16 protein-coding genes and 1 tRNA gene are annotated in these 16,515 nt (G+C 57.8%); 11 read left to right on the top strand and 6 right to left on the bottom strand.

Annotated elements, in window-relative coordinates:
- Positions 1-74 precede the first annotated feature (74 nt).
- The gene (gene yccA / locus ACJ8HN_RS09025) at positions 75-734 is read right to left on the bottom strand and encodes an FtsH protease modulator YccA (RefSeq protein ID WP_004928091.1); all 660 of its coding nucleotides are present in this window, start codon (positions 732-734) and stop codon (positions 75-77) included.
- Positions 735-964: 230 nt separating this feature from the next.
- On the opposite strand from yccA, the gene ACJ8HN_RS09020 reads away from it, so the two are divergent.
- Positions 965-1,052: transfer RNA gene (locus ACJ8HN_RS09020), tRNA-Ser, on the top strand.
- 227 nt (positions 1,053-1,279) lie between these two features.
- Positions 1,280-1,495 (top strand): hypothetical protein, encoded by a 216-nt coding sequence (locus tag ACJ8HN_RS09015; protein ID WP_442523280.1) that lies wholly within the window; start codon positions 1,280-1,282, stop codon positions 1,493-1,495.
- Between the two features lie 93 nt (positions 1,496-1,588).
- Here ACJ8HN_RS09015 and ACJ8HN_RS09010 read toward each other — a convergent pair whose 3' ends face one another.
- Positions 1,589-2,071: a hypothetical protein gene (locus tag ACJ8HN_RS09010; protein ID WP_033646562.1), complete on the bottom strand. Its 483-nt coding sequence runs from the start codon at positions 2,069-2,071 to the stop codon at positions 1,589-1,591.
- Complete coding sequence (locus ACJ8HN_RS09005; RefSeq protein WP_442523279.1) at positions 2,072-2,869, bottom strand: winged helix-turn-helix domain-containing protein; 798 nt, start codon at positions 2,867-2,869, stop codon at positions 2,072-2,074.
- A gap of 403 nt (positions 2,870-3,272) precedes the next feature.
- Here ACJ8HN_RS09005 and ACJ8HN_RS09000 point away from each other — a divergent pair, with 403 nt between their 5' ends.
- The 5 genes from ACJ8HN_RS09000 to ACJ8HN_RS08980 all read left to right on the top strand — a co-directional run bounded on the left by ACJ8HN_RS09000 (position 3,273) and on the right by ACJ8HN_RS08980 (position 8,992).
- A complete protein-coding gene (locus ACJ8HN_RS09000) occupies positions 3,273-3,884 on the top strand; it encodes a response regulator transcription factor (RefSeq protein ID WP_442523278.1) in 612 nt (203 codons plus the stop codon).
- Positions 3,885-4,065: 181 nt separating this feature from the next.
- Complete coding sequence (locus ACJ8HN_RS08995; protein ID WP_033637910.1) at positions 4,066-4,650, top strand: fimbrial protein; 585 nt, start codon at positions 4,066-4,068, stop codon at positions 4,648-4,650.
- A gap of 49 nt (positions 4,651-4,699) precedes the next feature.
- Positions 4,700-5,395, top strand: coding sequence for a fimbrial biogenesis chaperone (locus tag ACJ8HN_RS08990; protein ID WP_033637911.1), 696 nt, complete (start codon positions 4,700-4,702; stop codon positions 5,393-5,395).
- Between the two features lie 15 nt (positions 5,396-5,410).
- Positions 5,411-7,903: a fimbria/pilus outer membrane usher protein gene (locus tag ACJ8HN_RS08985; RefSeq protein WP_041034562.1), complete on the top strand. Its 2,493-nt coding sequence runs from the start codon at positions 5,411-5,413 to the stop codon at positions 7,901-7,903.
- A gap of 18 nt (positions 7,904-7,921) precedes the next feature.
- A complete protein-coding gene (locus tag ACJ8HN_RS08980; protein ID WP_442523277.1) occupies positions 7,922-8,992 on the top strand; it encodes a fimbrial protein in 1,071 nt (356 codons plus the stop codon).
- Positions 8,993-9,040: 48 nt separating this feature from the next.
- Here the strand turns inward: ACJ8HN_RS08980 and ACJ8HN_RS08975 are convergent, their stop codons facing one another.
- Positions 9,041-9,301 carry a DUF1471 domain-containing protein gene (locus ACJ8HN_RS08975; protein ID WP_442523276.1) on the bottom strand — a complete coding sequence of 87 codons (261 nt, stop codon included), beginning with the start codon at positions 9,299-9,301 and terminating at the stop codon, positions 9,041-9,043.
- A 150-nt stretch (positions 9,302-9,451) separates the two neighbouring features.
- Here ACJ8HN_RS08975 and ACJ8HN_RS08970 point away from each other — a divergent pair, with 150 nt between their 5' ends.
- Positions 9,452-10,381, top strand: a complete 930-nt coding sequence (locus ACJ8HN_RS08970) for a LysR substrate-binding domain-containing protein (RefSeq protein ID WP_049195819.1) — start codon at positions 9,452-9,454, stop codon at positions 10,379-10,381.
- A 7-nt stretch (positions 10,382-10,388) separates the two neighbouring features.
- On the opposite strand, the gene soxR is transcribed toward ACJ8HN_RS08970, so the two are convergent.
- Positions 10,389-10,859 (bottom strand): redox-sensitive transcriptional activator SoxR, encoded by a 471-nt coding sequence (gene soxR, locus ACJ8HN_RS08965; RefSeq protein WP_033637918.1) that lies wholly within the window; start codon positions 10,857-10,859, stop codon positions 10,389-10,391.
- Between the two features lie 144 nt (positions 10,860-11,003).
- Between soxR and ACJ8HN_RS08960 the strand changes: the two genes are divergently transcribed.
- Genes ACJ8HN_RS08960 through ACJ8HN_RS08950 form a run of 3 tightly spaced genes read left to right on the top strand, consistent with a single transcriptional unit; the run spans position 11,004 to position 15,605 of the window.
- On the top strand, positions 11,004-11,432 hold the full coding sequence (locus ACJ8HN_RS08960) for a DoxX family protein (protein WP_033654208.1): 429 nt from the start codon (positions 11,004-11,006) through the stop codon (positions 11,430-11,432).
- Positions 11,429-12,514 (top strand): efflux RND transporter periplasmic adaptor subunit, encoded by a 1,086-nt coding sequence (locus ACJ8HN_RS08955; RefSeq protein WP_033646555.1) that lies wholly within the window; start codon positions 11,429-11,431, stop codon positions 12,512-12,514. The genes ACJ8HN_RS08960 and ACJ8HN_RS08955 overlap by 4 nt, the downstream gene beginning before the upstream one ends.
- A 10-nt stretch (positions 12,515-12,524) precedes the next feature.
- Positions 12,525-15,605 carry a MexW/MexI family multidrug efflux RND transporter permease subunit gene (locus ACJ8HN_RS08950; RefSeq protein WP_369949088.1) on the top strand — a complete coding sequence of 1,027 codons (3,081 nt, stop codon included), beginning with the start codon at positions 12,525-12,527 and terminating at the stop codon, positions 15,603-15,605.
- A 49-nt stretch (positions 15,606-15,654) separates the two neighbouring features.
- Here ACJ8HN_RS08950 and ACJ8HN_RS08945 read toward each other — a convergent pair whose 3' ends face one another.
- On the bottom strand, positions 15,655-16,455 hold the full coding sequence (locus tag ACJ8HN_RS08945) for a DNA/RNA non-specific endonuclease (RefSeq protein WP_369783758.1): 801 nt from the start codon (positions 16,453-16,455) through the stop codon (positions 15,655-15,657).
- Positions 16,456-16,515: the final 60 nt, after the last annotated feature.

The following is a 16,515-nucleotide window of genomic DNA, read 5'->3' as shown; positions in this document are numbered from 1 at the left end:
TTTAGCAAATTTTTTCAGCCGCAAAAAACAAAGCCCCGCCGGAGCGGGGCCTGGAAAGCTGGTGTAACGTGCGATCAGTTGCTGCGGGCGAAGCCCAGAATGCTCAACAGGCTGATGAACATGTTGTAGAGCGACACGTATAGGCTAACGGTGGCGCGAATGTAGTTGGTCTCGCCGCCGTGAATGATGTTGCTGGTTTCCCACAGGATCGCGCCGGCGGAGAACAGGATGAACAGCGCGCTGATGGCCAGGTGCAGGGCAGGGATCTGCAGGAACAGGTTGGCGATCACCGCCACCAGCAGTACCACAAAACCTGCCATCATCATGCCGGACAGGAATGACATGTCTTTACGGGTGGTCAGCACATACGCCGAGCAGCAGAAGAACACCGCTGCGGTGCCGCCCAGCGCCAGCATGATCAGATCGCCCGCGCCGGCGTTCAGGAACGAGCTGAGAATGGGGCCGAGGGCATACCCCATGAAACCGGTCAGCGCAAACGCCGCCAGGATGCCTGCCGGGCTGTTGGCCAGTTTATGGGTCAGGAACATCAGGCCGTAGAAACCAACCAGCATCAGCAGCAAGCCCGGCGCCGGCAGCCCCAGCATCGTGCTGGCGGTCGCGGTCAGCGCCGAGAAAGCCAGCGTCAGGGATAACAGGAAATAGGTGTTGCGCAGGACTTTATGCGTGCTGAGCAGCGAGTCGCGCGAAGAAGATGAGACGACAATGCGGTCCATAATGCTCTCTCTTATCAAGCCATCACAAAATAATCCCGATGATAGGCAGCGCAAGCGCTTGATTAAAGTTTGTTTACCAATCTTTACCCTTAGTTATCATTGTTGCAACAGCAGGGAGGAGCGGACGCGCGTTTGTTCACCGTTTGCTGCGTCTTCGCCGATTTTTCGCGCGGTTGAACGCGCCCGGGCTTTACAAGCGAATGAGGTCTGTTTATAGTGCGCGTCGTTGCGGAGGGGTGGCCGAGTGGCTGAAGGCAACGGTCTTGAAAACCGTCGACGGGAAACCGTTCCAGAGTTCGAATCTCTGCTCCTCCGCCATACATTCTGACCCCGTGCTCTCTGAGCACGGGGTTTTTGTTTTTGCGTGCGCAGAAACCGAGGCGCTTTTGCAGGAAACGCGATCGGCTATTGATAAGGGCTACGCATCGGTGAGATTATGCGGTCATCAAGGTTGGCTGCTCGGATGCCTGCTGCTGTCAGGCACCGCCGGGGTGATAAACAACGCCGCCTTATCGATTTCGCTTAATGCTCTCATGGAGACAGAGATGAACTGGTATCAAGTCGCCCTATGGACCATGATCTTTCTGAAGTCCGGCGCTTTCCTGGTATTCGTGTGGTGGTGGATGTTCAAACGCGCAACCAAACCTTATGTGCGCCCGCAAGACGTCGTGGTGGACGATACGCCGTATGATGAGAACCTCACCATGGAAGAGGTGATGAAAAACCATGGCATCGGCCGTACGGATATGTCGGTAAAATAGCCCTTCCTCCCCAATCGGTATCTGGGGCGTGTTTGCCATAAGCGCGCCCCATTGCGATCCTTCGCTGTCTCTCTATGGCATTCTGTTCTCAGGTTAACGGCATAGCGTTACCGGGAAAAGCACGCCATGAACGATGTACGCATCTTGCCGAGCTTTACGCATCGAAAAAACGCCGTTCTTAATGCCGAGAGAGATCATGGGGATTTCCTGGGTCAGCTCATCCGGCGCGTTGTCGTCGGGCGTTTTACTGATTTCTCGGTGGGTGGTCATGTAAAACCCGTCATCTAACCTCTTTATATCAAAGTTTATTTTCCTATCCAGGCTGTAGGTTTTGCCTCTCACGGTGATGTCCCCACGCTGCACGATCATGGCATGATGTTCGTCATAGATGAATAAACTGCCCGTCACTTTTAATTCCAAGTCATCGCCTGAAGCTAATCGTTTTTTAGTGATCGTATCGGCCTGGCAATTCATATGCACAGGCGCGGCGGGGGTTAAAACGCGAAACAGCACAATGAAGAGAATCACTGCCAAAAATCCGATAGTCAGCATTTTGGGGTTGAGCAATGCGGCCATTTATTTTCCGTTGAGAATTTTGTAGGTAACACACTGGGTATATCGATCTTGTGAGCCGAGATAACACACACCGAGGAAGGTGTTATAAGTCAACGTGTGTTTTACGGAGGAAAAATAGATGTCCGCTTTACTGGCTATACAATCCACACCGCTCTCTTCTAGCGCCTGGTTGACCATGCGCTTTTCCCGTTCGTCATCAATATGCTTGTCCGCATCCAGAGAATACAAGGTGCAGCGGTCTTTTTTCCCTAACGAGATTAAATTTTCTCTGGGTTGATCAGGTGGTTCAACAGGATAGAACGCCGCGACGAACAACAGCGGAATAAATGCGCCGCAGATAGCGGCAATAGCGCGAATATTTACCTGTTTCTGCGGCGGCATGTTATGTGATTCGGCAACCGACGGGAAAGACGAAAGCGGCACTGAGGCGGCAGAAGGGGGCGTTTCATTAACGGTTGCCTGCGGTGATGGGTAAATATCAATCATGGCGGTAAAGCAAAAACCGACTTTCGCCAGGGTCTTTATCGGCGAGGTTTCTCTCCCCAGCAGTTTGAACGCTTTCCTTATTTCACTGACGGCTACATTGAGGCTGATCGATGAGCCTGAAAAACCATACTCTTCCCATACCTTTTTTATCAATACCTCACGTTTCAATGGGATATTCGGATGAGTCAGCATTTCAATTAACAGGCGCGAGGCCGGATTGGATATCCGTATCGATGACTCATCGTTATCAATGAGTTGGAGACGACACGCATTTGCGTCATAGATCACGCAGAGGTCGATAATATATTTCATGTATTCAGGTTTTTATAATGGTATAGGCTTCCAGGTCGCGGCTAGTATTTAGTGAAACGTCGGTCAGGTCAAGGTTCTGGGTGGGAAACATAAATAATTCAGGGGGATTTTTATTTCTTCGACGAACAGAATGCATGGTGCATTGCTCGTTTTTTTGTGATAAATGGCATTAAATTCTGAAGATATCTAATTTATTAGATTATAATAATTAAAATTTACGTTAATAAAAATAATGTTCCTGTTGTTAATGATTTGATGCAGAATTATCTTAGTGTTTTACGGCGCCTGCTTATGTGCCGGGCGCTTATTGATGGCTCCCAAACGGCAATGCGATTTTTCCAAGAAAACGGCAGGTGTTTAGTGCAAGGCATCGCCGTTGTCTTTAGCCATGGATGGAGGAAGTATGCTCAGTATCGGTATCGTATCTGAAAACATCTTTTTCAGAGAGGCGATAAAAAGGATATTGGCGCCAAGGATTTTTCATAAGGATCACGTTATTGCTTACTACGACGATCTGCCTTTGGCCATGGGGCGAAATTGCCACGATATTCTGATCGTCGATGATGCGATCAAAAGCCTGTTGCGTTTCAGCATGGCGGCAGCGTTATTGTCTGCTATTCATGGCGTGAAAATTTTTTTGACGACAGAAGAGAAGCGTCGTCTGTTATTTCGTTCTGTCACGCGTGATGTGGTGGTGCTCGATAAAAGAGTGCGAGTTCCCGACATGAATAAGGAATTGTCTTTGCTGCTGGCTAATATTGCGCAGCATTCTGCATTAAATGGAAACGTTGAGGGTGGGGCGGCCCGCAATACGAAAAGTTGCCTGACTGAAAGTGAAGTGGAAACGCTTCATTTGCTTTCTTTCGGCTATACGGTGACCCAGGTATCCCGAATGCTTGATAAAAGCGTAAAAACGGTCAGCACGCAGAAATGCAGTGCATTACGCAAAATGGGATTGAAGAATCGGGTGCACAATTTATTGGGAATTTCATCCGGTTTCTCAGCGGTTATCTAGGAGTTCGTTATTTTGTCACTTTAATTATCGGCTGATGAATAACGCTATGGCTTGATTTTATAAAAACAGGAATGTGTTCACCCTTTTGCCTCTGTATTACGGGGAGGGATTGTTTCATCCCGCCAGCAGCGGCTGCTTTTTATTTATTCTCTCAAACCAAACTGTTATGGAGTTTTATCTCATGATGAAGAAAATGCTTTCTGTTGCAATCATGGCGGCCGCGGTCGCTGCGCCGGTGGCTTTTGCTGAAGACAATTCCGCCGGTGGCGTGATTAACTTTACCGGCGCCATTACCGACACCACCTGTACGATTAACGGCGGCAAGAGCGCGGATTTCACCGTAGCACTGAGCCCGATCTCGGTGACCGATGCGGGTAACACCGTCGGGCCAATCACCAAGAACAAGAAGTCCTTCTCGTTGACCTTCTCCGGCTGTTCGCCGGCGGCCGGTACCGCGGGCACCCCGCTGAAAATCTACTTCTCCTCCGCGGATAACATCTCCACCGACGGCAAATATTTGCTGAACAACTCGGTCAACGAGAACGACGCTTCCGTCGCGAAAAACGTAGGCTTCTCTCTGGCGGAAACCGGTTCTTCCACCCCGATCCAACTGAACGTGCCTTATGTCACCGACATCATGGGCGACAAAGAGGCGCCGGATTCAGAAACCCTGACGCTGGACGCGTACTACTACAAAACCAACGCCGAAGCGGCAAAAGTGGGCGCTCTGAGCTCCAACGTGACTTACACCATTTCTTACCTGTAATCGCGCTGACAGCCAGGCCCTTGATAGGGCCTGGCCACCCGGGGGAACGATGAAAAAATACATGATGATAGCGGCGCTGTTGCTGGGTTCCGTTGGTGCGCAGGCCAATGTGGTGGTTAACGGCACGCGGGTGATCTACCCGGCAAACAACAAGGACGTGATTGTCCAATTGCTGAATAACGGTACCGACCCCTCGCTGGTTCAGGCCTGGATCGACGACGGCGATATCAATTCCACCCCGGAAACCGCCAATGTGCCGTTTTTGCTGTCGCCGCCGGTGGTGAAAGTGAACGGCAACAGCGGGCAGCAGCTGCGTATTCAGAAAGTTGGCGCCGCGTTGGCGGCGGATCGTGAATCGGTGTTCTACCTCAACGTGCTGGATATCCCGCCGACGCCGGAAAACCTGCAGGGCACCAATACGCTGCAGCTGGCGATCAAGTCGCGCATCAAACTGTTCTACCGCCCGCAGGCGTTAACCCGCGGCGTGGAAAATGCGTTGGAAGAACTGACGCTGCAAGCCAATGGCAAAGGCTTCAACGTCATCAATAAAAGCCCGTATTTCATTACGGTAGCGAATATAGGCCAAGGTGCGGACAAGCATCTGCTGGTTGATTCGCTGATGGTCGCGCCGTTTTCCACCCAGTTTGCCGCCAGCAAACGAGCGGTCAGCAAAAACGCCCGTTATGACCTGATGTATATCGACGATCTGGGGGCTTACAAGTCTAAAGCCATCACCGCACACTAACCTGAAAGAACAACAATGAAGCTGAATAAAAAAGTCCTCTCGCTGCTGACCGCCTCTTCATTCTTGTTGCCGGATACGGCCTGGGCGGTGACGTTCGATACGTCGCTGTTGGCCGGCGAATCGCGCGATTCCGATCTCTCGCGTTTTTACCTCAATAATGACATGCCTGCCGGCCGGCAGGAGATCGATGTGTATGTCAACCATGACTGGAAAGGGCGCTATGCGCTGCTGTTTGGCACCCAACGCGACGATATCCAAATCGACTACCAGGATGCGCAGCGGCTGGGCATCGATCTGAGTCAATTGCCGACGCCTCAGGCGCCCCAGACGACGCTGTCGATCGCCACGCTGGTGCAGGGCGGCCGGTTCGATATGGACGTCGGCGCGCTGAGCCTGCGGCTGACGGTGCCGCAGGCGCGGGTCAACCGATCGGAGGCGGGATACGTGGATCCGGCCTTCTGGAATCGCGGCATCTCCGCATTGACGCTGGCCTACAACGCGACGTACTACCACGCCGAGGCGCGCGGCGACGGCAATCGCAGCAACAACGACGATTTTTATACCGGGCTGGAATCCGGGATCAATCTGGCCGGTTGGCAATTTCGCGACAGCAGCAGCTTTCGCCACGGCAGCGGGCGGGGGAGCCACTGGCAGAACAACACGCGCTATCTGCAGCGCGGCTTCGCCGACATCAAATCCAACCTGACCGCCGGCGATTTTTATTCGCCGGGGGATCTGTTCGACTCGGTGCGCATCCGCGGGGTGGCGCTGGCGTCGGACATCAGCATGCGCCCCAACTCGCAGCAGGGCTTTTCACCGATCGTGCGGGGCGTGGCGCAAACCAACGCCCTGGTGAAAGTGGTGCAGAACGGCAACGTGATCTACCAGGAAAACGTGCCGCCGGGCGCCTTTACCCTCGACAGTATTCAGCCGACCGGCTCGGCGGGCGATCTGTGGGTGACGGTCAAAGAGGCGGATGGGCGTGAACAGTCGTTCAGCGTGCCGTTTTCCGCCGTACCCAACATGTTGAAACAGGGCGTCAGCCAATACAGCGTGCTGGCCGGCAAGGTGAACGAAAGCAATACCGATTACGATCCCGGCTTTGTGCAGGGCACCCTGCAGTACGGTTTCAACAACCTGGTAACCGGCTATGCCGGCAGCATTTTGAGCGACGACTATCAGGCCTGGCTGCTCGGCAGCGGCTGGAACCTGCCGATAGGGGCGGTGTCCATCGACCTGACGCATGCCGATACCCGCCTGAAAAACCGCCGTGAAAGCGGGCAGAGCTTCCGTATTGCCTACAGTAAATTTCTCGATGCCACCGCGACCAACTTCACGCTGGCGGCCTACCGTTACTCCACCCGCGGTTACTACAGCTTTACCGACGCCATTTACTCTAATGACGGTTACCGCCAGCTGGAACGGCAGTTTGAACGCTGGCGCGACGAGGAGGGTTTGTCCGAACTGGATATGAACACCTGGGATGCGCTGCGGTCCGCCCGGCCGAAAAATACCTTTACGCTTAACCTGAACCAGCGTCTTAACGAAGGGTGGGGCACGCTGTTCTTCTCCGGCTCCCAGCGCGATTACTGGACGGCCAACGCGAAAAGCCGCGAATACCAGTTGGGGTACTCCAACAATCTGGGGCGCGTCAGCTACTCCGTTTCCGCCAGCCGGGTGCGCAACAGCCAGCGTGAGGAAGAGACGCGTTATTACCTGTCGTTCAGCCTGCCGCTGTCGGTGTTCGACAACAACGCCTACCTCAGCACCGGCCTGTCGGCGACGGACTCTCACTATCAGCAAAGCACGGTCAGCCTGAGCGGCAACGCGCTGGAGTCCAACCGTCTGAGCTACTCGCTGAACGGCAGCAATCGCAGCGGCGGCGACAACATGGCCGGCGTCAATGCGGCCTACCGTACCCGTGTCTCGACGCTTGGCGTCTCCTACAGCGAAGGCAACGATTATCGCCAGAGCGGCCTCAGCGCGCGCGGCAGCCTGGTGGCGATCCCCTGGCATGTGCTGGCGTCGAACGAAATCGGCAACACCATGACGGTGGTCGAGGCGCCGCAGGCCGAAGGGCTGATGGTCAACGGCGACGAAAGCATCGTGACCAACGCCCAGGGCCTGGCGCTGGTGCCCTATGCCACGCCATACCGGCAAAACTCGGTCACGCTGTCGGATACCGGCCACAGCAGCGGGGCGGAAATCAGCGGCAACGTCGCCAACCACGTGCCTTACTACGGCGCGGTCAGCTACCTGAAATTCGAAACCGATCAACGTCAGCCATTCCAGCTGCGGGCGCAGCGCGCCGATGGTGCACCGCTGCCGTTCGGCGCCGAAGTGCTGGATGAAAACGGCCGGTCGATAGGCTTTGTCGGCCAGGCCAGCGTGCTGTACCTGCGCGTCGAACAGCCGCCAACGGCGTTGACGGTGCAACTGCGCGACGGCCGTTGCCGTATCGCCAAACCGACTCTGGCGCTCGACGCGTCGCCCGGCGTTTGCCGCTAATACAGGATAACCGAACCTATGATCAGGCTGATTTTTTTGCTGCTGCTGTCCGGGTTGTTCAGCGGCTATAGTTATGCCACCTGTTTTGGCAAAGGGATCTCATTTGCACCGGCTTTGAATGTCGATCTCTCCGATAAGCTGAATGCCAACACCCCGGTGTGGGAGGAGCAATACAGCACCCAATATGTCGGCACTTTTGACTGCAGTTCTTCAAAGAGCAAATTTACCTATACGCTCAAGCTGTCGCCCGATAATAAGAATGCGGCTATTTTTGGTTTTAACAACGGCACGCGGTGGATACGCGCGCAAATCGTCAATAAGATTGGCGATCGTGAACTGTCAAAGCGCGGCGAACATTCCGCCGCCGAGTTAAATACGCCGATGACCGTGCGCTACTCATTAGAATCGAAGCCCAAAAATGGCCGTGTGGTGCCGGGGGATACGTTGATGCTGGATGACGCGCTGATGGTCTCGGACATTACCGGCATAAAGATATGGGAATTGCCGATTTGGCTGTTGCAGCAAGTAGGGAAAATACTCAGTTGGCTCCTGACCGGCAACTGGCCTTATGACGAACGCGATATGTACGGCCAGCCGATGAACATCAAATACGCGCCCAAAACCACCACCTGCCGTTTCGACAACGCCGGCCTGACGGTCAGATTGCCGAAAATGGGCGTGGCGCAGGTGCTGAATAACAACCAACCCGGCTACACGCCGTTCTCGCTGAACATCAGCTGCCAGAACATGCAGCAGGAAGGCATCGCCGATCGCGCCGTCGAGATGTTCCTGTCCAGCAATAACCTGCTGGCCTCCGACGCCAGCGTGCTGACCAATGCCAACGCGGGCGGCACGCAAGGGGTGGGGCTGCGCTTGGTCAAACGCGATATGCCGAGCTCGCCGGTGGTACTGTCGCCCTCCAATGTCGATCGCGGCAGCGCCACCTCATTGTTTCACGTCGCCGCCGGCGGCAGCCTGAACAGTCACTTTATCATCGGCATGGGCGCTTATTATTATCCTTATCAGCGCGATGGCGTGACGCAGGGTGAAATCAACACCTCGGCCACGCTGAACATTATTTATCCCTGATGAATGGGCGGGTGCAAAAAAACCGGCAGCCGCCGCTGCCGGGGTTGGTTATTGATAAGTCATCGCGCTGGCGTGCAGCTTGTTATTGCCTACGATCGCGATGATTTTGTAGTAACGGGCGCCAGCCTTGGCGGTTTTGTCCGCCAACATCTTTTCCGCATCGCTCAGATTCGCGGCACCGCTAACGGTAATCACCTGGCGCGGCGTCAGGGCGTCCGCCTGTTGACTATTGATTTGCGTTGCCGCGACTGTTGCGCCTGAAAAGACAAAAGCCCCTAGCAGCATCGTTTTCAACATGAAGTTCTTCATGATGTTCTCCCCAAGCGCAATACGCTTGTTCTTTGCTATGGTTGAATCTTTTTGTTTCGTTATGCTAAAGGATAAGCAGCGAGGTGCCGGCGCGGTAGTGCCTGAAAGCGTAATGCATCGTTTCCAAACTGGAAACGATAAGGAGGGGGCATGCAGGATTTGAACGATCTTCAACTGTTTGCTTTGGTGGTGCGACATGGTGGTTTCGCCGCAGCCGAGCGGGCGAGCGGCGAAGCCAAATCCAAACTCAGCAAACGCGTGGCTCGTCTGGAGGCGAGTTACGGTGCGCGGTTAATCGAACGTTCGACGCGCAGTTTCCGCGTCACGGATATTGGCCGCGATGTGTATCGGCAGTGTGAGGCGATTATCGAGCGGTTGGAGGCGACCGATGCCATTGTCGCCCGTGCGCGCGACGAAGTGAGCGGCTGCCTGCGCATCAGTTCGCCGCCCGGTTTGATGCAGTATTATAATTCCCATCTGCTGTTGGGGTTTATGGCGCGTTACCCGGACGTGCGCGTACAACTGTTGATCCATGAGCGCCATGTGGATCTGATCAACGAAAAGATCGATGTGGCGTTTCGCATTACGAGTCATTTCGACCAGGATCAATCATTGATAAAGCGCGATCTTGGCGTACGGCAACGCATTTTGGTCGCCGGCGCGCAGCTGGTGGAGAAAGCCGGCGGCTTGCCGCAGTCGTTCGAACAGCTGGCCAGCTTGCCGACGTTGTCGATGGGGGAGTGGCTGGACCGCGATCGATGGGAGTTCGAGGATATTGCAGGCAATCAACGTACTTTCGTACACGTCCCCCGGCTGTGTTGCGGGGATTACAGCACGTTGCATAGTGCGGCGATTGCCGGGATGGGCGTCGCGTTTTTGCCGATCCATTTGTGTGCCAACGAATTGCGAACGGGTCAACTGCTGCGTCTGCTGCCACAGTGGCGTGCGCCGAGCAGCATTGTGCATCTGGTGTTCACCAGCGGCAAAGGCCTGTTGCCGCCGGTGCGGGCGTTTATCGATCACAGCGTCGCGGTATTCGCCGAAGCCAATCGCCGCCTCTCGATGATGCCGGTTGCCTAGTCGCCTGTCACTGCCCATCCGGGTGTTCGAAAATATGCGCGCCGGCTCCTTGCCGGCCCAATATATCGTTCGGGTTGCGCAGCGGGCAGTCGGCGAGCGACAGGCAGCCGCAGCCGATGCAGCTATCGAGATGGTCGCGCAGCACCGTCAGCCGTTGAATACGCTCATCCAGTGTTTTGCGCCAGGCGGAGGACAGCACTCCCCATTGTTCTGAGGTCAGCTTGCTGCCGATGGGGAAACGGCTCAGCGCGGCGCGGATCTCTTCCAGCGGAATGCCCGCGCGCTGTGCGATCTTGATCACCGCGATATAGCGCAATACCACCGACGGATAACGCCGCTGATTGCCGGCGTTGCGCGTCGCCTGAATCAGCCCTTTACTCTCGTAGAAGTGCAGCGCGGATATCGCCACGCCGCTGCGTTTCGCCACTTCCCCGACGGTCAATAGCCGATTGGCGTCAATCGGTTCATTTCTTGCCATTTTATCTTCCTCAACTTGACCTCAAGTTAACCTGAGGTTTTATAGTTCAGCCTGCCGGGCTTGGCAACCGGCATCTCTCGAGACCTGCCCCCGTCTTATTGGGGAGAAGGATGGCTTTGGCTGTAAAATCAGGAAGAAACCGTTATGCAACGCTTTATCAACACCGCTCTGGACAGTTATTGGCTTTGGCTGCTCGCACGTCTGTGCTTGATGGTGATTTTCATCTCGTCGGGGCTCGCCAAGCTGTTCGACATCGAAGGGAGCCTGGCGGAGATGCGCGCCGCCGGTTTGCATCCGGCCTGGCTGTTCAACCTGGCGTCGGCGGCGGTGCTGCTGACAGGTTCGGTATTGATCCTGCTGAACCGGTGGGTGTGGCTGGGCGCCGGCATGCTGTCGGTGTTTCTGATCCTGACTATCGCGATCGTCCACACCTTCTGGAATATGTCCGCTCCCAATATGCAGATTTCTCTCTACTTCGCGCTGGAACACATCACGGTGATCGGCGGGCTGTGGGTGACGGCCATCGCCAGCCGTTTGCGTCAACGTCTGGCCAACACGCGTGAGGCTGCATGATGAAACGATATCTCATTATCGCGGCGCTGCTGGCGGTACTCGTCGTCGCTGCGGTAGCGATGCGTTCCACCGCGCGGCAAAGCGAAGGCGCACCGGCCTATCCGCCGGTGAAAGTGGCGCTGGCGCCCGCACTGCGTGAACAGGCGGCGCGCAGCTACGCCGGCGTGGGCGAGCTGGAGGCGGCCAGCCAGGTGGAGGTGGCGGCGGAAACCAGCGGCCGCATCACGCGCATCCTGTTCGAATCCGGCCAAACGGTGCGGCAGGGGCAGTTGCTGGTGCAGCTCAACGATGCGGTCGAACAGGCTGAGCTGGTGCGTCTGCAGGCGCAATTGCGCAACGCCGATCTGCTGCTGGGGCGCATGCGAAAACTGATGAACCTCAACGCCACTGCGCGGCAACAGTTGGACGATGCGCTGGCCGAGCGGGATATGGCGCTTGGCGCGGTGCGGGAAACGCAGGCCAAAATTGCGCAGAAGGCGATCCGCGCGCCGTTTTCCGGCGTCATCGGCATTCGCCGCGTGCATGAAGGGCAATATCTTAACGCCGCCGAGGCGGTGGCGAACCTGGTGGACGCCGATACGCTGCGCGTCAACTTTTCGCTGGACGAACAAAGCAGCGCCGGGTTGGCGCCAGGCCAGGCGGTGTCGGTGCAGGTTGGGGCGTATCCCGATCGCGCTTTCCCCGCTGTCATTACCGCTATCGACCCGATGATCGGCAAATCCCGCACCGTGCAGGTGCAGGCGACGTTGACCAACCGTGAGGGATTGCTGAAGGCCGGCATGTACGCCGGCATTCGCGTCACGCAGCAGCAGCGCGTGGCGGTGTTGACGGTGCCGGAAACGGCGCTGACTTATACCGCGTACGGCGATACCGTGTTTCTGGCCCAGCAGGGTGAAAAGGGCATGACGGTCAAGCGCGTTTCGGTCACCGTGGGTGAGCGCAACGACGGGCGCGTCGAGATCGTCAATGGCCTGCAGGAAGGCGATCGGGTGGTGACTTCGGGCCAGCTCAAGCTGAGCGACGGCATGGCGGCCGAGCCGGTGGCGCAGGATACCCTGAACGCCGCCCAGGCCGGTTCCTGAGGAGAGACCGATGACATTTACCGATCTGTTCGTGCGCCGGCCGGTGCTGGCGCTGGTGGTCAGCACCCTGATCCTGCTGTTCGGCGCGCTGGCGCTCAGCAAGTTGCCGATCCGCCAATACCCCCTGCTGGAAAACTCGACCATCACCATCAGCACTGAATATCCCGGCGCGTCGTCCGAGCTGATGCAGGGCTTTGTCACGCAGCCGATCGCCCAGGCGGTGTCCTCCGTCGAGGGCGTTGACTACCTTTCTTCCTCTTCGGTGCAGGGGCGCAGCGTGGTGACGGTGCGCATGGCGCTGAACCGCGATTCGACCCAGGCGTTGACCGAAGTGATGGCCAAGGTCAATCAGGTGCGCTACAAGCTGCCGGAGCAGGCTTACGATCCGGTGATTGAACGTTCCGCCGGTGAGGCTACCGCCGTGGCCTATGTCGGCTTTTCCAGTAAAACGCTGTCCACGCCGGCGCTGAGCGAATACCTGACGCGGGTGGTGGAGCCGATGTTCACCACCATCGACGGCGTCGCCAAGGTGGAAGTGTTCGGCGGGCAAAAAATGGCGATGCGCCTGTGGCTGGACAGCGATCGGCTGGCCGGCCGCGGCCTGACCGCCGCCGACGTGGCCGACGCGGTGCGGCGCAACAACTACCAGGCGGCGCCGGGCAAGGTGAAAGGGCAGTATGTGGTTGCCAACGTGCGGGTGAATACCGATCTCACCAGCGTTGAGGAATTTCGCAATCTGGTGGTGCGCAACGACGGCAATGGCCTGGTGCGCTTAAAAGACGTCGGCACCGTGGAGCTGGGCGCCGCGGCCACGGAAACCAGCGCCCTGATGGATGGCGAACCGGCGGTGTTCCTCGGCGTCTTCCCTACGCCGACCGGCAACCCGCTGGTGATTGTCGACGGCATTCGTCACCTGATGCCGGCGATCGACAAGATGCAGCCGCCGGGCGTGAAGATGGCGCTGGCGTTCGAAACCGCGCGCTTTATTCAGGCCTCGATCGATGAAGTGGTGCATACCCTGCTCGAAGCGCTGGTGATCGTGGTGGCGGTGATCTACCTGTGTCTGGGGTCGCTGCGCACCGTGTTGATCCCGGTGGTGACCATTCCGCTGTCGATCCTTGGCGCTGCCGGGCTGATGTTGGCCTTCGGCTTCAGCGTCAATTTGCTGACGCTGCTGGCGATGGTCCTGGCGATCGGCCTGGTGGTGGACGACGCCATCGTGGTGGTGGAGAACGTGCATCGTCATATCGAAGAGGGGAAAACGCCGCTGGCGGCGGCGATGATCGGCGCGCGCGAGGTGGCGGGGCCGGTGATCGCCATGACCCTGACGCTGGCGGCGGTCTATGCGCCGATCGGCCTGATGGGCGGGCTGACCGGCGCGCTGTTTCGCGAGTTTGCGTTGACGCTGGCCGGGGCGGTAGTGGTGTCCGGCGTGGTGGCGCTGACGCTGTCGCCGGTGATGAGCTCGCTCCTGCTGCCGGCCAAACAGAGCGAAGGGCGCGTGGCGCACGCCGCCGAGTGGTTCTTCGGCGGTCTGACGCGGCGCTATGCGCGCGCGCTGGATTTTTCGCTGCGCCACCGTTGGTTGACCGGCGCGCTGGCGTTGCTGGTGATGATCAGCCTGCCGCTATTGTACCTGATGCCGCAGCGCGAGCTGGCGCCGACCGAGGATCAGGCCATCGTACTGACCGCCATCAAGGCACCGCAGCACGCCAACCTGAACTATGTCGAACGCTTTGCCTACAAGCTGGACGAGGTTTACAACCGCATGCCGGAAACCGAAAGCCGCTGGATCATCAACGGCAGCGACGGCACGGCGTCCGGCATCGGCGGCATCAACCTGACGCTGTGGCAGGCGCGTCAGCGCTCGGCGTCGGCGGTGCAGGCCGATCTGCAGCGGGCGGTGAACGACGTCGAAGGCACCAGCATTTTCGCCTTCCAGCTGCCCGCCTTGCCGGGCTCCACCGGCGGGCTGCCGGTGCAGATGGTGCTGCGCACGCCGCAGGACTACCCGCAGCTGTATCGCACCCTGGAAGAGGTGAAGCAGAACGCCAGAAACAGCGGCCTGTTTATGGTGGTGGACAGCGATCTGGACTACAACAACCCGCTGGCGGAGGTGCATATCGATCGCGCCAAGGCCAACAGTCTGGGGATCCGCATGAGCGACATCGGCGAATCGCTGGCGGTGCTGGTGGGGGAAAACTACCTCAACCGCTTCGGCATGGACGGCCGCGCCTATGACGTGATCCCGCAGAGCCTGCGCGAACAGCGGCTGACGCCGCAGGCGCTGGCGCGACAGTACGTCCGCACGCAGGACAATACGCTGGTGCCGCTCTCCACCGTGGTGTCGGTGGCCGTTAAGGTCGAGCCGAACAAGCTGACCCAGTTCAACCAGCAGAACGCCGCCACCCTGCAGGCCATTCCCGCGCCCGGCGTTTCGATGGGTGAAGCGGTGGCCTTCCTCGAACGGCAGGCCAATGCGCTGCCGGCCGAGTTTAGCCACGACTGGCAGGGGGATTCGCGCCAATATACCCAGGAAGGCAGCGCGCTGGCATTCGCGTTCCTGGCGGCGTTGGTGATCATCTATCTGGTGCTGGCGGCGCAGTACGAGAGCCTGAAAGATCCGCTGATCATCCTCATCACCGTGCCGCTGTCGATCTGCGGCGCCTTGCTGCCGCTGGCGCTGGGCTACGCCACGATGAACATCTATACCCAGGTCGGGCTGGTGACCCTGATCGGGCTGATCAGCAAGCACGGCATTTTGATGGTGGAGTTCGCCAACGAGTTGCAGATGCATCAGGGGCTGACGCGCCGCGCCGCGATTTTGCAGGCGGCGCAAATTCGCCTGCGGCCGGTGTTGATGACCACCGGGGCGATGGTGTTCGGCTTGATTCCGCTGCTGTTCGCCAGCGGCGCCGGCGCCGCCAGCCGCTTCGGCCTGGGGCTGGTGATCGTATCCGGCATGCTGGTGGGCACGCTGTTCACCCTGTTTGTGTTGCCGACGGTGTATACGCTGCTGGCGCGCGATCACGCGGTGGCGTCGCCCCGGCAGCGTGAACTGGCCGCGGCGCAAAAGGCGCTGATGGAATAAACCGCCGGCGCCCGTATGAAAAATAAACCCGCCGCGGCGGGTTTTTTCGTCAGTTTTTGCAGCCCATCAATTCCGGCAGGACGCCGGGCTTGCTCTTCAGCGAGGCCTGTACGTCGTCCGGCAGACCGGCCCAGATGATCAGACCGGTGCGTTTCTCGATCTCGTCCACCGTCACGCGGAATTGGCAAAAATCGGCGCCCTTCGGCGTATTCTGATCGAACAGGAAAGCGGCATAGTGGTTCACCGCCGGGCTGTTGTTGATGAAAATCACTTTCCAGTAGGCGCTGGGGATGGTGTGCGCTTTCTGGGTGCCCGGCAGTTTGCCCATATTGCGCTCATACAGCGGCCCGGTCACGGTATAGACCGAGGATATATCGGCGCGATCGATCAGCTTGCGTTCCTGATCTTCCAGCCGCGCCCAGGCGCCCTGGTTCAGATCGGACTTTTGCGGCGTGATGTTGGACAGGTAGTTCAGCGACTCCCAATCGGAAACGCCCGCCAGCGAGGCCAGCGGCGCCTGATGACCGCGATCGACCTTCAACGCCGCATTGGCGCCGGTGTAATCGGCGGGCGCCAAAGTGTCCGCCGGGTTGAGCGCCGGATCGGTTTTCCAGTTGCGCGTCTTGCCGCTGGCCGGCGTGTCTTTGGTGATGTGATAGGCCACCCAGTTGGCGAACTTGGTGGTGCTGTTGTTGTTCAACGTATAAGCGTGACGCACGATCGATACGTTGCTGCTGCCGCCGGTCGGGCAGCCGACCGCGCAGTTGTCGATGGATTCGAGCGTGTCGGCCGACGCCTGCGCGGCGAACAGCAGGGCGGCCAGGGCCAACATCTTGTTGTTAAAACGCATATTCATATCCTCAATAAGTTAAAAAGCACTGTATATATTTACAATGAATTAAACTTATCG

The sequence above is a fragment of the Serratia sp. CY29653 genome (genome assembly GCF_052169255.1).
In the GTDB taxonomy this organism is placed as follows: domain Bacteria; phylum Pseudomonadota; class Gammaproteobacteria; order Enterobacterales; family Enterobacteriaceae; genus Serratia; species Serratia sarumanii.
This window is presented reverse-complemented; position numbering and strand designations above follow the sequence as displayed.

What these genes read in the sequence shown, in the direction of transcription:
- ACJ8HN_RS08990 (WP_033637911.1), top strand. Translation starts at nt 4,700, where the DNA reads ATGAAAAAATACATGATGATAGCGGCGCTGTTGCTGGGTTCCGTTGGT.
- soxR (WP_033637918.1), bottom strand. Translation starts at nt 10,859, where the DNA reads ATGGCAAGAAATGAACCGATTGACGCCAATCGGCTATTGACCGTCGGG.
- ACJ8HN_RS08995 (WP_033637910.1), top strand. Translation starts at nt 4,066, where the DNA reads ATGATGAAGAAAATGCTTTCTGTTGCAATCATGGCGGCCGCGGTCGCT.
- ACJ8HN_RS08985 (WP_041034562.1), top strand. Translation starts at nt 5,411, where the DNA reads ATGAAGCTGAATAAAAAAGTCCTCTCGCTGCTGACCGCCTCTTCATTC.
- yccA (WP_004928091.1), bottom strand. Translation starts at nt 734, where the DNA reads ATGGACCGCATTGTCGTCTCATCTTCTTCGCGCGACTCGCTGCTCAGC.
- ACJ8HN_RS08980 (WP_442523277.1), top strand. Translation starts at nt 7,922, where the DNA reads ATGATCAGGCTGATTTTTTTGCTGCTGCTGTCCGGGTTGTTCAGCGGC.
- ACJ8HN_RS09000 (WP_442523278.1), top strand. Translation starts at nt 3,273, where the DNA reads ATGCTCAGTATCGGTATCGTATCTGAAAACATCTTTTTCAGAGAGGCG.
- ACJ8HN_RS08960 (WP_033654208.1), top strand. Translation starts at nt 11,004, where the DNA reads ATGCAACGCTTTATCAACACCGCTCTGGACAGTTATTGGCTTTGGCTG.
- ACJ8HN_RS09005 (WP_442523279.1), bottom strand. Translation starts at nt 2,869, where the DNA reads ATGAAATATATTATCGACCTCTGCGTGATCTATGACGCAAATGCGTGT.
- ACJ8HN_RS08970 (WP_049195819.1), top strand. Translation starts at nt 9,452, where the DNA reads ATGCAGGATTTGAACGATCTTCAACTGTTTGCTTTGGTGGTGCGACAT.
- ACJ8HN_RS08945 (WP_369783758.1), bottom strand. Translation starts at nt 16,455, where the DNA reads ATGCGTTTTAACAACAAGATGTTGGCCCTGGCCGCCCTGCTGTTCGCC.
- ACJ8HN_RS09010 (WP_033646562.1), bottom strand. Translation starts at nt 2,071, where the DNA reads ATGGCCGCATTGCTCAACCCCAAAATGCTGACTATCGGATTTTTGGCA.
- ACJ8HN_RS08950 (WP_369949088.1), top strand. Translation starts at nt 12,525, where the DNA reads ATGACATTTACCGATCTGTTCGTGCGCCGGCCGGTGCTGGCGCTGGTG.
- ACJ8HN_RS08955 (WP_033646555.1), top strand. Translation starts at nt 11,429, where the DNA reads ATGATGAAACGATATCTCATTATCGCGGCGCTGCTGGCGGTACTCGTC.
- ACJ8HN_RS09015 (WP_442523280.1), top strand. Translation starts at nt 1,280, where the DNA reads ATGAACTGGTATCAAGTCGCCCTATGGACCATGATCTTTCTGAAGTCC.
- ACJ8HN_RS08975 (WP_442523276.1), bottom strand. Translation starts at nt 9,301, where the DNA reads ATGAAGAACTTCATGTTGAAAACGATGCTGCTAGGGGCTTTTGTCTTT.